Here is a 13805-nt window from a genome sequence, read left to right as displayed (position 1 = left end):
ATGACCGCCCAATCAGACCCGGCTGCCCGCAAAAAGGCCATTATCGACCGATTGATGTCATTGGAAGCGCAGGAACTGGCGACTGCGCAGGCCCACTACGACGCATTTCTCAAGGACTCTCAGTTGGATGACCGGGAAGGGCATGACAAGGACGACATCGCCGCCTCGCGCGAGAATGCGGATCTGGCGGCGGCTTTCGACGCACCTGTTCACGCGCATCACGCCAAGATCGACGTCATCGAAAACACGGACTTCAGCGTAACAGATACCGTGCAGCCCGGCGCAGTCGTCAAGTTCAACAACCGTTGCTTTGTTGTTTGCGTTTCAACCACGCGATTTGATGTGGATGGAAAAACCTATATGGGAATTTCAACCCAAAGCCCGATTTATCTGGCCATGGCCGGCCTGCAAGAGGGCGAGGTTTTCACCCATAACGGCAGCGAGTTCGAGGTTCAGGAGGTTCTGTAGTCCGCGCTTTTGCGCTGTGGGATGATTTGCTGCGCAATTCCTGCGAACACCAGATAAAGGCTGGTAATCACCAAACCCCAATGCGCCCAGCTTTCCGGGTGGAAATCAACCCAAGCCGCCCAACCTGCAAAGAACGTCCATGCAAAAGCAATGGGCAGCGATACGTTGCGCCATCTTTGGGTCCGCACTGGGTGGATGAACTTCAAAGGAAGGAACATCGCCAGCGAAAGCAATGAGACCAGCAGCAATATGACCCAGAAATTGGGTTCCAGTGCGAAAATCACGATGACGACCATGTTCCAGCACCCGGGAAACCCGGAAAAGGATTTATCCTTTGTTTTCATTCGGGTGTCGGCGAAGTACATGGCGCTGGCAAAGGTGATGACTATGATGGCAACCCAGCCGGTCCAGCCATCCATCAATCCCGATTTGAACAGCGCAAACGCTGGAATGAACACGTAGGTCAGATAATCGATTATCAGGTCCAGAAGCTCTCCGTCGAACTCCGGCGCGTTTTTCTTGACGTGGTAGTGTCGCGCAAGAGGGCCATCGATGCCGTCCACGACGAATGAAACCACCAGCCACAGGTACATCAGGCTCCATTTTTCTTCGACAGCGGCCAGCATGGCCAACATTGCAAAAACGGCGCCTGTCGCCGTAAAGAGATGGACGGAAAGTGCTTTGAATCTGAGTGTCATGGGGGTGTCATGGACGATGCGTGAAGCAGATGCAAAGCAAAAAGCCCCGGATTGCCAGCCTTACAAGAACAGTTGTGAAAATTAGTCACGCAAACTTGTTGTCTGGCTGCTACCTTGGCGTTGCTGGGCAAAACCGCGCGATTTAGGCGGCGGCTTTTTTTAGGGGCAGGCTTGAAAACTCAGGCCTTTGGGTGCGCGCGGTTGTAAACTTCCATCAACCGTGCAGTGTCGACCGCGGTGTAGGTCTGGGTCGTGGACAATGAGGCGTGGCCCAGCAATTCCTGAATGGCCCGCAGATCACCGCCAGCTGATAAAAGATGCGTGGCAAAACTGTGCCGCAGGGCGTGCGGGGTGGCCGTTGCGGGCAGACCAAGTTGCATCCGCGCTTTTGCCATAACCCCCTGAATCGCGCGTGGGTTCAACGGACCACCGCGCACGCCGCGAAACAGTGCTTTGTCAGCGGTTTGCGTGTAAGGACATAGCTTCAGGTAACGGTCCACTGCCGCGCGTGCAGCGGGCAGGACAGGGACGATCCGTTCTTTGTTGCCTTTACCGATAATGCGCAAGGTTTCGGGCAATGGTGCATCGGTCCCGGTCAGGGAAAGCGCCTCGGAGATGCGCAGCCCGCAGCCGTATAGCAGCGTGACAACGGCAACATCGCGGGCCGAAATCCAATCGTTTGCCGACTGCACCTCGACCGTTTCGATCATGGCGCGAGCGGCATCTTCGGCCAACGGTCGCGGCAGTTTCTTGGTGAATTTCGGTGCACGGGTCGACAGGACGGCGGTTGGCTCAAACCCTTCACGCTCGGACAGCCAGCGGTAGAAACTTTTCACCGCCGAGAGTTTGCGCGCCAGTGAACGGGCACCAACCCCCGAGGCCCGCTGATCCGCCATCCACGCGCGCATGTCTGACACGGTGATCCGTGCCAGCGCTGCAAGACCCTGCCGCTCGCTGTGGTGTAGGGTCATGAACGTCAGAAATTCTGTCACGTCGCCGCTATATGCGGTCTTCGTGTTTTCGGACCGCCCGGCCAAGGCGCTCAAGCTGTCCAGCCAAAGCTGTAACGCATCACGGCAAGCTGGTGAAATCAGGCTCACGACAGCCAGTGACGCATCGACCGTTCGAATACGCCAGCAAAGAACGACAGAAGATCAGTACCAAGTTGCGGGGTGAAATGGTTGGCATCCTTGGCACCCATTGCGATCATGCCGGGTAGGCGACCCTCACCCAGATCAAGCTTCAGGCAGGCTTCAGACTTGATTTGGCTGGCATTGAGGCCAAAAATCCGCGGGCTGGGCTGTTGCACCTGACGCAGAACGACGTCACGCACAGGACCGCTGCGATCCTTGCTGAGATAAGCGTCGATCACACCGGGTTCGACCACGGTCAGCACGCCACCCAGTTTTTCGATTGCCGGGTCTTCCTGAATAACCGTGGATTCCAGAACCAGCGTAATATGATCAACGCGCAGTATCTCGGCTACGTCGTTGCCAAGCGTCTGCAGGAAGTCCTCGAACTTTACCGGCTCCAGAAGGCGCAGAATGGCGCGCTGTACTTGATTGGTGCCAGCCAGATTTTCATATGCTGCGGCTATGACTGAGCGGTGCGTGTCCTCAAGCCGATCCAGTCGCGCCTCAAGCCGCTGCATGGCGATGCCCCGAAGGTCGATAACGTTGGCACCGCGTGCGTGTTCGTTTGCGGCCACCAGTGCCTGCATCAAATCCTTGTCGTCCAGCACGGCGTCCGGCTCGGCCAGAATCGCGGCGCGGAGATTGTCCTTGAGTTTTGTGTTGCTGCTCATGTCCCGTCCGGTCTTTTTTTGTTGGCGCGTTTATAACATGAGATGCCGATTTTGCCTTGGAAAAAATGCAGGCAAAATTGGATTTTAAGCTTGCATGTGTTGCCAAGGCTCCCGCCTGCAAAGTCCTGATCAAAAGATCAGGTTTTGCAGTTGGGCCCGGCGCGGCGCCTGACAGCGCCGCGCTGCTGCGCCAAAAATCAGAGGATTTTCTGACCGGTCTTTGCCCAATCAGACAGAAAGCTTTCCAAACCCTTATCCGTCAGGGGATGGTCAGCCAGTTTTTTGATGACACCCGGAGGGGCGGTGATCACGTCTGCACCAATGCGCGCGCTGTCCGTCACATGGTTCACAGTGCGGATCGAAGCAGCGAGGATTTCGGTTTCAAAACCGTAATTGTCATAGACCTGACGGATGTCTGCGATCAGTTCCATGCCGTCGAGGTTGATATCGTCCAAACGGCCTATGAAGGGCGAGATAAAAGTTGCGCCCGCCTTGGCCGCCAGAATCGCCTGATTGACCGAAAAGCACAGCGTGACGTTGACCATCTGACCTTCGTCGCTGAGGGTCTTACAGGTTTTCAGACCAGCCCAAGTCAGCGGAACCTTGACGGCTATATTTGGCGCGATCTTGGCCAGCTTGCGACCTTCGGCGATCATGTCGTCGGCCTCGGTCGCGACCACTTCGGCGGAAACGGGGCCGTCGACGAGATCACAGATCTCTTTGGTCACTTCCAGAATATCGCGGCCTGATTTCAGGATCAGCGAGGGGTTGGTGGTCACGCCGTCCACCATTCCCAGATCGTTCAGTTCGGCGATGGCGTCGATCTCGGCTGTGTCTACGAAGAATTTCATGAGGGCAGTCCTTTGATGGGTTGGCCTTGGTCGCGGATGGCTTTACCCCAAAGAAAGACATGCTGAAACCCCCTTGCCTAGGATATGCGGTGAGCACTCAGGAGTATTTCGACCAAGGCGAGCTGGTGGCGGTGCTGACAACGCAGCCGCTGGACCGGACGCTGGATTACAAATCGCCCGAGGGCGGGTGTTTTCTGGGTGCCTTTGTCGAGGTGCCATTGGGGCCGCGCAAGGTGCTGGGCGTGGTCTGGGGGCCGGGGCAGGGTGGCTTTGACCTGGCCAAGGCGCGTTCGGTGATCCGGGTGCTTGAGGTCGCGCCGATGCGCGAAGAGATGCGGGTTTTCCTGGGGAAAGTCGCGGATTACACGCTGACGCCAATGCCTGCGATGTTGCGTTTGGCGACGCGGGCGCCGGGTCTGGGTGACCCACCTTCGATGCGGAAAATTTACCGATTGGGGCAGGCTCAGCCGGATCGGGTGACCGATGCGCGGACCCGCGTGCTTGGGGTGTTGCAGGACTACGGCGGGCTGGCGTTCACCCTGAAGGAATTGGCCGAACAGGCGGGGGTGACGTCCTCGGTCGTGAAGGGATTGGTCAAGCAGGGGGCCGTACGCGAAGAGGACAGCCCGCGCGATCTGCCCTATCCGCATCTGGACCCGGATTTGCCGGGTAAGGCGTTGACTGGGGATCAGGCAGAGGCGGTTGCCAAGTTGCAGGCAGGCCAGCGGACCGGCGATTACGGCACAACACTGCTGAAAGGCGTGACCGGATCAGGCAAGACCGAAGTATACCTTGAGGCAGTGGCCGAAGCGCTGCGCATGGGGCGGCAGGCGCTGGTTCTGTTGCCGGAAATTGCGCTGACCGCGGAATTCCTGACGCGCGTCGAGGCAAGGTTTGGTGCGCGCCCGGCTGAGTGGCATTCAGGCGCAACCATGACCGAGCGCCGCCGGGTCTGGCGAATGGTCGGGCAGGGTGATGCGCAACTGGTGGTAGGCGCGCGGTCGGCCTTGTTCCTTCCGTTTCGCGATCTTGGCCTTGTTGTTGTCGATGAGGAACACGATACCTCGTACAAACAGGAAGACGGGGTGCATTACAGCGCCCGTGACATGGCGGTTCTGCGTTCTGCCATTTGCGGAGCGCGTGTGATCCTCGCCAGTGCAACGCCATCGCTTGAAAGCTGGGCCAATGCCGAAGCCGGAAAGTATGACCGTATTGACCTGACCTCGCGGTTTGGTGAGGCGGTGCTGCCCGAGATGAACGCCATAGACATGCGGGCCGAGCAAATGCAGCCGGGAACGTGGATTTCCCCGTCCCTGCGGCAGGCGGTTCTGCAGCGGATCGAAAAGAGTGAGCAGTCGCTGCTGTTTATCAACCGCCGTGGCTATGCACCCGTGACGCTGTGCCGGGCATGCGGTGAACAGATTGCCTGCGACCATTGCGACGCCCGGATGGTCGAACATCGGTTTCTCAAACGCCTGATGTGCCATCAATGCGGAGAAACCAAACCGATGCCCGAAACTTGCCCCTCTTGCGGGGTCGAGGGCAAACTCGCTCCGATCGGGCCCGGGATCGAGCGGTTGGCAGAAGAGGCTGAGGCAACCTTTCCCAACGCGAAAATCGCGATGCTGAGCTCTGATCTGTTTGGATCTGCACGCGCGCTGAAAGCCAAGATCGAAGAAATTGCCCAGGGCGATGCGGATATCATCATCGGTACGCAACTTGTGGCCAAGGGGCACAACTTTCCCAAGCTGACACTGGTCGGTGTTATTGACGCGGATCTCAGCCTTCACGGGGCCGACTTACGCGCGGCTGAGCGGACATTCCAACTGATGCGGCAAGTTGCGGGGCGGGCTGGACGGGCAGACAAACCGGGGCAGGCCTTGTTGCAGACTTTTCAGCCGGAACACCCCGTGATCCGGGCTATCCTGTCGGGTGATGAAGAAGGGTTTTGGAAAACCGAAGCCGCTGGACGACAAGCTGCAGGCGTGCCGCCCTATGGACGAATGGCCGGGATCGTACTGTCTGGGCCAGAGGTCGGACCGGTCTTTGATATCGGCAACACCTTGGCCCGAAACGATGCGCCACTGCGCGAGATCGGAGCGCAGGTCTTTGGCCCTGCTCCTGCCCCTATTGCGCGTATTCGTGGCCGGCATCGTGTGCGTTTGTTGGTCAAGGCACCCAAGGGAGCACCTATTCAAGACGCGATCACCCGCTGGATTACTCCGCTGCGCCTGAAGGGCGACATACGCCTGACCGTAGACATCGACCCACAGAGTTTTTACTGACCCTGCGCCAATGCAGGACGTTTGTGCGTCGATACGTTCTCGCCAAACAGAATAAATGGGCGTAGAGGGTGTGCATGTTGAAACCCATGCCACTCTCCGAGGCGCAGAGCCTGCCGTTCTGGCGACGTCCTGTGACGTTGTTGTTCATGATGGCATTGACCATGCCCATCGCGTTCAATGGGTGGAGCGCCCTGCTGAACAACTTTGTCATCGAGGTGGCGAATTTTGACGGCGCGGATATCGGCCTGCTGCATACGGTTCGTGAGATCCCCGGATTTCTGGCCGTTGGCGTGATCGCCGTGATCATTTTCGTCCGTGAGCAGGTTCTGGCGATGATTTCGCTGATGATGCTTGGGGTGGCGACGGCAGTGACTGCGTGGTTCCCCAGCCTTGGCGGGCTGTTGTTCGTCACGCTGTTCAGTTCGATAGGGTTTCATTACTACGAGACGGTAAACCAATCTCTGCAATTGCAATGGCTGCCAAAAGACCGTGCCCCGCAGATATTGGGGTGGCTGGTGGCTATGGGATCGGCGGCGACGGCTGTGGTTTATGGCTTGATTGTGCTGACCTGGGACCGGTTCGACCTGTCGTACAATGTCGTGTTCATGGCTGCCGGAGGGATGACTGCCCTGCTGGCGCTGTTTTGTCTGTTCGCCTATCCGCAGTTTAATGCGCCGACGCCGCAGACCAAGAAACTGATCCTGCGCAAACGGTATTGGTTGTATTACGCGCTGCAGTTTATGGCCGGAGCCCGGCGCCAGATATTCGTTGTTTTCGCAGGTTTCATGATGGTCGAGAAGTTCGGCTTTCAGGTCCATGAACTGACCAGCCTTTACCTGATCAACCTCATGATCAACATGGCCGCCGCGCCTTTGTTGGGCAAAGCGGTCGCAAGGTTCGGTGAACGCCGGACCCTGATCTTTGAATATACGGGTCTTGCGATCGTCTTCGCGGCCTATGGTGGCATCTACTGGTTCGGCTGGGGCGTAGTGCTGGCGGCGATCCTATATGTGATCGACCACGTTCTGTTCGCGCTGGCATTGGCTTTGAAAACCTATTTCCAGAAAATCGCGGATCCCGCAGATATTGCGCCCACAGCGGCCGTGGCATTTACCATCAATCACATTGCTGCGGTGTTTTTGCCTGCCCTGCTTGGCTTGCTTTGGGTCGTGTCCCCCGGTGCGGTTTTTGGCTTGGCTGCGGCGATGGCGATCGTGTCGTTGCTGCTGTCGATGTTGATTCCACGTCACCCGGAGCCGGGCAATGAAACAATTCTGTCAAAATACGCACCGGCCCCGGCGGAATAGCCGGCAGAGCTTGACCTTGACTGGCGCACATCCTAGGCGCTGTCTCAACTGAGACAGGAGGCCGAAATGCCCACATTCACCGCGCTTACGACGCTGAAAGGCAAGAAAGCCGCCGACAGTTTGGGTGAAGCGATGGAACGCCTGAACCCGGAACCCACTGGCGTCGGCGTTTTCGAGGTCGAAGATGGCTCGGGCCTTTGGGAAGTTGGTGGCTATTTCACAGAGGCTCCGGATGAAGCGGCGTTGGCCGTTCTGGCCGTTGCGTTCCAAGCAAAACCGTTTGTGGTGTCAGAACTGCCCGAAACCGATTGGGTGGCCCATGTGCGCCGCGAACTGGCCCCGGTCGAGGCGGGGCGGTTCTTTGTGTATGGGAGCCATGATGCCGAAAAACTGCCCGAAGGGCGCATCCCACTGTTGATCGAGGCCGCGATGGCCTTTGGCACAGGGCACCACGGCACGACATTGGGGTGCCTCAAGGCGCTGGATTACTTGCTGGATACGGGGTTCTCGGCGACTAAAGTGGCTGATATCGGATGTGGAACCGCGGTTCTGGCCATGGCGGCGGCACGGGTTTGGGATGGCGACATCATCGCAAGTGACATCGATCAGGTCGCCGTGGATGTGGCGGAGGCTAACCTCAAGGCCAATGACATGGCCGGACAGGTCCACTGCGTAGAAGCTGCTGGTTTCGACCATCCAGACTTGCAGGCGCGTGCGCCCTACGATTTGATTTTCGCGAATATTCTCAAAGGTCCTCTTGTCGCATTGTCCCCGGAAATCGCGGCGAATCTGCGGATCGGTGGATATGCGATCTTGTCGGGAATTCTCAATGAACAGGCCGATGACGTGATATCGGTTTATCTTCAAAATGGGTTCAATCTTATTAAAAACGATAAGATTGGTGAGTGGACGACGCTGATATTAAGCAAACAAGGCTGAAATTAGACCATTTACAGGAGTTTCTTGGATTCTTGCCTCCTTTTTGTCGAAATCTGTAACTACCGTCTTACTGTGGTTACGGGGGCGGTTTTTTGGAGGCTGCCATGACGGGAAAACAACTGGAATTTGATCGGCGCATTCATCGCCTGAACAAGAAACACGCAAAGCTCAGCCGGGGCTATCGCGCCACGATGCGCAAAGATGGTCTTGTCGTGATGAAACCGCAGCGGGTCCGTTCGGCAGTTCCGGCAAAGCTGCTTTTGATCTGCCTTGCCGGATTGTTCGCGTTCAAGGTTTTTTTGCTGAGCAGCCTGGGCTCATCGGCCTACCAGTATCGCGTTGATAACCTGGCATTGGGAACGCCTGTCGAAAAAGCCGGCGCTTGGGTGATGCAAATCGATCCTGTGTCAGAGTTTCTTGCAACCCAGATCAACAGTTTCATTCGCTAAATCTTAACGGCTTCGTTTGATAAGAAACGCCGCGCATTGCGGGATGCGCGGCGTTTTATTTCGCCCTGTATCGGGAGAGTGAGGCGAGTGAGTGGTAAATTCGTCTTAGCGACGACCCTCAGCCACGACGTCAATATCGCCACGGCAAAGGCCGATATCGTCCAGCTCGCGATCTGTCAGACCGCTCAGCGTGTTGCGGGTTACACGGGCGTCATTCCATTCGACAACGGCGTTAACAACCGATGCAAATGTTGCGCCGATACGGCCAACGAGGCCGAACGAGCCAGTGGTGGCGCGGGTAGTGTCCAGTGCAGCCATATCCTGTTTCCTTCTGTTTAAAGTATAGGTCTCGATCATCCGTTCTGAGCGGCATCTAGTGTCGTCAAAATCGCTTAGCAAGTGCAAAAATTGCATGTGTCATATGCAGTTTTTGCAATGCTCGATTTTCTCCAAATTCCCTTAATTTGTTGGTCATTTTGCCTTCATGAATCGTGTCGACTCCAGGCTTTTCGTTGTCGCAAACAGGCCGTTCTGTCGTTGGTGAGACAGGCGTGTCGTTTTCGGATGACGAGTCAAATCGCTTGGAAAATGTTCATGCTTCGTGCTATCCGGAAACAAAGGTCACAAAAACCCGAGCAGACCGAGGCATAACATGCGAATTCTGGGCATTGATCCAGGGCTTAGAACCCTGGGGTGGGGCGTCATCGAATCGCATGGCAGCCGACTGAGTCATGTTGCCAACGGCTTGTGCAAATCGGATGGTGACGATCTGGGCGAGCGATTACTGTCCTTGCATAACCAAATTATCGAGGTCATCGCCGAGCATCGGCCCGATCAGGCGGCTATCGAACAGACCTTTGTCAACAAGGATGGCGCGGGTACGCTAAAGCTGGGTCAGGCGCGAGGTGTGGCGTTGCTGACCTTGGCCAAGGCAGGTTTGCCAGTAGGTGAGTATGCTCCCAATCGGGTAAAGAAGACGGTTGTGGGCGTCGGTCACGCCGAAAAAGAGCAGGTGCTTCACATGGTCAAACTGCAATTGCCGGGTTGCCAACCCAAAGGGGCGGATGCTGCGGATGCACTGGCGATTGCCATCTGTCACTCGTATTACGGGGCAGCGCCGCAAGCGCGGATCAAAGAGGTGCGGGTATGATCGGGAAATTGACGGGTCGGCTGGATTACCGCGCGGCGGATCACGTGCTGATCGATGTACGCGGTGTCGGCTATATCGTCTATTGCTCGGACCGGACGATGGCGGCCTTGCCGGGTGTGGGTGAGGCTGTATCGATCTACACCGATATGGTCGTGCGCGAGGATCTGATGCAGCTTTACGGCTTCCTGTCGCTGGTGGAGAAAGAATGGCACCGGTTGCTGTGCTCGGTTCAGGGCGTCGGGGCCAAAGTATCACTGGCCATCCTGTCGGCGCTTGGGCCGGATGGCGTGAGCCGGGCGATTGCTCTGGGTGACTGGGGTGCCGTCAAGGCGGCCAAGGGGGTCGGGCCCAAGACGGCGCAACGGATTGTGCTGGACCTAAAGGACAAGGCTCCGGGTGTAATGGCGATGGGCGGGACTGTGACTGAGGCGATGGAGGGGCCAGAACTGGATGTTGTCGACCTCACCGAACCAACCGCCGCGCCGAAGCGAGCGGCGAAGGCGGTTTCGGGCGCGGCGGCGGCCTCGGCCGGGGCGCTGTCAGCGCTTGGCAATCTGGGCTACGGACCTTCAGATGCGGCCTCTGCAGTGGCCGAAGCAGCGGCCAGCCAGCCTGATGCGGGTGAGGCTGACCTGATCCGGGCTGCGCTGAAACTGCTTGCCCCGAAAAGCTGAATGAGAGGGTGATAATATGGTAGATGCCGACCCCACCTTGCGCCCGGACCCGCTGCCCGAGGACAATGACCGCGCCCTGCGCCCGCAGGGTCTGGATGAGTTCATCGGTCAGGCCGAAGCCCGAGCCAACCTGCGTATCTTTATCCAGTCGGCTCGCCAGCGGGGCGAGGCGATGGATCACACGCTGTTTCATGGCCCTCCTGGTTTGGGAAAAACCACTCTGGCGCAAATCATGGCGCGGGAGTTGGGGGTGAACTTTCGAATGACTTCAGGACCCGTGTTGGCTAAGGCGGGCGATCTGGCTGCGATTCTGACCAATCTGGAATCGCGGGACGTTTTGTTCATTGACGAGATTCACCGTTTGAACCCTGCGGTCGAAGAGGTCTTGTACCCCGCAATGGAAGATTTCGAACTGGACCTCGTAATCGGTGAGGGGCCAGCCGCCCGCACCGTGCGTATCGAGTTGCAGCCCTTTACGCTTGTTGGGGCAACGACGCGGATGGGATTGTTGACGACCCCTTTGCGCGACCGTTTCGGGATACCAACGCGCTTGCAGTTCTACACTGTTGATGAGCTGCACGAGATCGTCACCCGTAACGCCCGCAAACTGGGTGCGCCTGCCGAAGATGATGGCGCGCGCGAGATCGCCCGCCGCTCACGCGGGACACCGCGAATCGCCGGGCGTTTGCTGCGCCGGGTTGTGGACTTTGCAATTGTCGAAGGGGACGGGCGGATCACCCGTGATCTGGCCGATGGTGCGTTGACGCGGCTGGGGGTCGATAATCTGGGTCTGGATGGGGCAGACCGCAGGTATCTGAAACTGATCGCCGAAAACTATGCCGGTGGACCAGTGGGGATCGAAACCTTGTCGGCGGCCCTGTCCGAAAGCCGGGACTCGCTGGAGGAAGTGATTGAGCCATATCTGTTGCAGCAGGGTCTGATACAGCGCACGCCACGCGGTCGGATGCTGGCGCAAAAAGCATGGAGGCATCTGGGCATGGTGGCCCCCAAGCGACAGAGCGATCTGTTTGGTTGAACTGCGCGCCATTAGACTTTAAGGCTCTGGCGGCTTTGTTTGAAACACTGGGGGCAGGGCGTGACACCCGATCAGATCGAGGCGCTGTTTACACGCGAAAATGGTGATTTTCTGTTTGCCCGTTGGGGGCGACCCATTGTTCCCATTGTTTTTGGCGTTGAGGATGCGACCCTGTCCACCGTCAAAGGTGCGTTCGAGGCAGTGGTGGCATTGGCCGGGCACAAGATGGCCGAGACCGATCCTGAGCTGGGCGCCAATTGCATGGTCTTCTTTTTTCGCGACTGGCAGGAGTTGCTGGAGGTTCCCGACCTCGACCGTTTGATCCCGGATCTGGCGCCCTTGATGGACCGTCTGGTGGCGGCGGATGCCAATCAGTATCGGGTCTTTCGGTTCGAAGAGGATGGCGCGATCCGCGCGGCTTTTGTCTTTCTGAGGATGGATAATGAATTGTCGAAGGTTTCGGCCGAAACCTTGGCGCTGAGCCAGGTGGTGCAGACCATTCTACTGTGGTCGGACACGGCTTTTCGCTCACAATCGCCCTTGGCTGTGGCGGGGCAAACGACGGTTCTGCGGCCAGACATAGCCGAGTTGATCCGGGCGGCTTATGACCCTGTTCTGCCCGGCGCGGCGCGGGAAGCGTCCCATGCGCTGCGGTTGTTTGCGCGGATGAAGCCAGTGCAGTAGGACACAGGCGGCTGGGGTATCTAGCGCGTCGAAATGCCCAGATCAATGATCCGTTTCCGGTCCAACTCTGTTCGCGCACTAGGCTTAGCCGTTAAATAAGTCAGCAGGTGAAAAAACTCTTTCTCCGAAATAGCGGCATGCAAAATTGTTGTCATACAGGGATTGCACGCGGGGCTATATATATGTGAGGCATGGCACGTCCCGCGTCAGCAAATTTCAACAGTATTGAAAGATCGGACCGTCCCCTATGACCGACCAAGAACCCGAGCAGAAAAAGCACGTCTATTCCGTGCGGGTCTACTATGAAGACACCGACATGGGCGGCGTGGTTTATCACGCGAACTACCTCAAATATATAGAACGTGCGCGTTCGGACTACGTGCGCCAGCTGGGAAATGATCAGAACGCCATGCGTGATGAGGGGATCGTCTGGGTCGTCCGGCGGATCGAGGCGGACTATCTGGCAACCGCGAGGTTCGAGGACGAGCTGACGGTGGAAACGCGCTTTATCTCGCGGTCCGGCGTTCGGCTGATGATGGGACAGCTGATAAAGCGCGGCGAAACCGAGATTTTTCGCGCAACAGTCACCGCCGTATGCATGAATGCACAAGGAAAGCCCGTACGTCTTCCGGCAGAGATTCGCGCATTGCTGTAACAAATTGCGAGGCCGAAGTGGTTCTGTTGGCTTTTCATAACCATCTGGGTTAGCGTTTGGAAAAACAAGGCCAAACGAACGGCCCTCAGGCAAAACAAAGAGCAGGTTCATGGAAGCTGAAACGCTGGCGCTGGCGCAGGAGATCGACTTCTCCATGTGGGGGCTGTATGCCCGCGCGACATTTATCGTCAAACTTGTGATGCTGATGCTGATTGCTGCATCCATCTGGTCGTGGGCGATCATCATTCAAAAACTGATCAACTACCGCGCCGCACGGCGCGAGGCGCAGGTGTTTGACGAAAGCTTCTGGTCAGGTAACCCTCTGGATGAATTGTTCGACCAGATCGGAACCCAACCGGATGGCAGCTCGGAGAAGATTTTTGCGGCCGGCATGATCGAATGGCGGCGATCGCATCGTACTGATGGTGGTCTCATCGCCGGGGCCACCGCGCGGATTGACCGCTCGATGGATGTTGCAATCGCGAAAGAGGCCGAGACGCTGCAAAAGGGATTGTCCATCTTGGCCACCGTAGGCTCGACCGCGCCGTTCATCGGCCTGTTCGGTACCGTCTGGGGCATCATGAACGCCTTCATCGAGATTGCCGAGCAACAGAACACGAACTTGGCCGTGGTCGCACCCGGTATTGCCGAGGCGCTTTTGGCGACGGGCTTGGGCCTGCTGGCCGCGATCCCGGCGGTTATCTTCTACAACAAGCTTAGTGCGGATAGTGATCGGATTGTCGGTGGTTACGAGGCTTTTGCCGACGAATTCGCCACGATCCTCTCGCGCCAGTTGGACAGCTGA

General features: G+C 57.5%; 16 protein-coding genes. 11 read left to right on the top strand and 5 right to left on the bottom strand.

The window, feature by feature from the left end; genetic code table 11:
• Complete coding sequence (locus AVO44_RS13110; RefSeq protein ID WP_068337683.1) at positions 1-468, top strand: hypothetical protein; 468 nt, start codon at positions 1-3, stop codon at positions 466-468.
• Here AVO44_RS13110 and AVO44_RS13105 read toward each other — a convergent pair.
• From AVO44_RS13105 to fsa, 4 genes are all read right to left on the bottom strand, one after another.
• Complete coding sequence (locus AVO44_RS13105; RefSeq protein WP_068337681.1) at positions 453-1166, bottom strand: CDP-alcohol phosphatidyltransferase family protein; 714 nt, start codon at positions 1164-1166, stop codon at positions 453-455. The two genes, AVO44_RS13110 and AVO44_RS13105, sit on opposite strands and share 16 nt — an antisense overlap.
• A 179-nt stretch (positions 1167-1345) precedes the next feature.
• On the bottom strand, positions 1346-2266 hold the full coding sequence (locus AVO44_RS13100; protein ID WP_068337678.1) for a tyrosine recombinase XerC: 921 nt from the start codon (positions 2264-2266) through the stop codon (positions 1346-1348).
• The gene (locus AVO44_RS13095; protein ID WP_068337676.1) at positions 2263-2970 is read right to left on the bottom strand and encodes a DUF484 family protein; all 708 of its coding nucleotides are present in this window, start codon (positions 2968-2970) and stop codon (positions 2263-2265) included. Before AVO44_RS13095 ends, AVO44_RS13100 begins: the two co-directional genes overlap by 4 nt.
• A 197-nt stretch (positions 2971-3167) precedes the next feature.
• Positions 3168-3821 (bottom strand): fructose-6-phosphate aldolase, encoded by a 654-nt coding sequence (gene fsa / locus AVO44_RS13090; RefSeq protein ID WP_068337674.1) that lies wholly within the window; start codon positions 3819-3821, stop codon positions 3168-3170.
• Positions 3822-3880: 59 nt separating this feature from the next.
• On the opposite strand from fsa, the gene AVO44_RS13085 reads away from it, so the two are divergent.
• The 4 genes from AVO44_RS13085 (at position 3881) to AVO44_RS13070 (ending at position 8801) form a co-directional block, all read left to right on the top strand.
• Positions 3881-6106, top strand: a complete 2226-nt coding sequence (locus AVO44_RS13085; RefSeq protein WP_068337886.1) for a primosomal protein N' — start codon at positions 3881-3883, stop codon at positions 6104-6106.
• A gap of 74 nt (positions 6107-6180) precedes the next feature.
• Complete coding sequence (locus AVO44_RS13080; protein WP_068337673.1) at positions 6181-7413, top strand: MFS transporter; 1233 nt, start codon at positions 6181-6183, stop codon at positions 7411-7413.
• Positions 7414-7479: 66 nt separating this feature from the next.
• Positions 7480-8352 (top strand): 50S ribosomal protein L11 methyltransferase, encoded by an 873-nt coding sequence (locus tag AVO44_RS13075; RefSeq protein ID WP_068337671.1) that lies wholly within the window; start codon positions 7480-7482, stop codon positions 8350-8352.
• A 104-nt stretch (positions 8353-8456) separates the two neighbouring features.
• Entirely contained in the window at positions 8457-8801 is a 345-nt protein-coding gene (locus tag AVO44_RS13070; protein ID WP_068337669.1) for a hypothetical protein, read from the top strand.
• Positions 8802-8906: 105 nt separating this feature from the next.
• On the opposite strand, the gene AVO44_RS13065 is transcribed toward AVO44_RS13070, so the two are convergent.
• Entirely contained in the window at positions 8907-9119 is a 213-nt protein-coding gene (locus AVO44_RS13065) for a DUF1127 domain-containing protein (protein ID WP_068337885.1), read from the bottom strand.
• Positions 9120-9453: 334 nt separating this feature from the next.
• Between AVO44_RS13065 and ruvC the strand changes: the two genes are divergently transcribed.
• From ruvC to tolQ, 6 genes are all read left to right on the top strand, one after another.
• Positions 9454-9951 (top strand): crossover junction endodeoxyribonuclease RuvC, encoded by a 498-nt coding sequence (gene ruvC / locus AVO44_RS13060; protein WP_068337665.1) that lies wholly within the window; start codon positions 9454-9456, stop codon positions 9949-9951.
• The gene (gene ruvA / locus AVO44_RS13055; protein ID WP_068337662.1) at positions 9948-10625 is read left to right on the top strand and encodes a Holliday junction branch migration protein RuvA; all 678 of its coding nucleotides are present in this window, start codon (positions 9948-9950) and stop codon (positions 10623-10625) included. The genes ruvC and ruvA overlap by 4 nt, the downstream gene beginning before the upstream one ends.
• A gap of 16 nt (positions 10626-10641) precedes the next feature.
• Positions 10642-11661 carry a Holliday junction branch migration DNA helicase RuvB gene (gene ruvB / locus AVO44_RS13050; RefSeq protein ID WP_068337661.1) on the top strand — a complete coding sequence of 340 codons (1020 nt, stop codon included), beginning with the start codon at positions 10642-10644 and terminating at the stop codon, positions 11659-11661.
• 60 nt (positions 11662-11721) lie between these two features.
• Positions 11722-12345 carry a hypothetical protein gene (locus tag AVO44_RS13045; protein WP_068337658.1) on the top strand — a complete coding sequence of 208 codons (624 nt, stop codon included), beginning with the start codon at positions 11722-11724 and terminating at the stop codon, positions 12343-12345.
• A gap of 247 nt (positions 12346-12592) precedes the next feature.
• Entirely contained in the window at positions 12593-13000 is a 408-nt protein-coding gene (gene ybgC, locus AVO44_RS13040; protein ID WP_068337654.1) for a tol-pal system-associated acyl-CoA thioesterase, read from the top strand.
• A gap of 109 nt (positions 13001-13109) precedes the next feature.
• Positions 13110-13805 carry a protein TolQ gene (gene tolQ, locus AVO44_RS13035; RefSeq protein ID WP_068337653.1) on the top strand — a complete coding sequence of 232 codons (696 nt, stop codon included), beginning with the start codon at positions 13110-13112 and terminating at the stop codon, positions 13803-13805.

It is taken from the genome of Ruegeria profundi (assembly GCF_001507545.1).
GTDB classification, from domain to species: Bacteria; Pseudomonadota; Alphaproteobacteria; order Rhodobacterales; family Rhodobacteraceae; genus Ruegeria; species Ruegeria profundi.
Note: the sequence above shows the minus strand (reverse complement) of the source record. Positions and strands in the feature narration are given on the sequence as shown.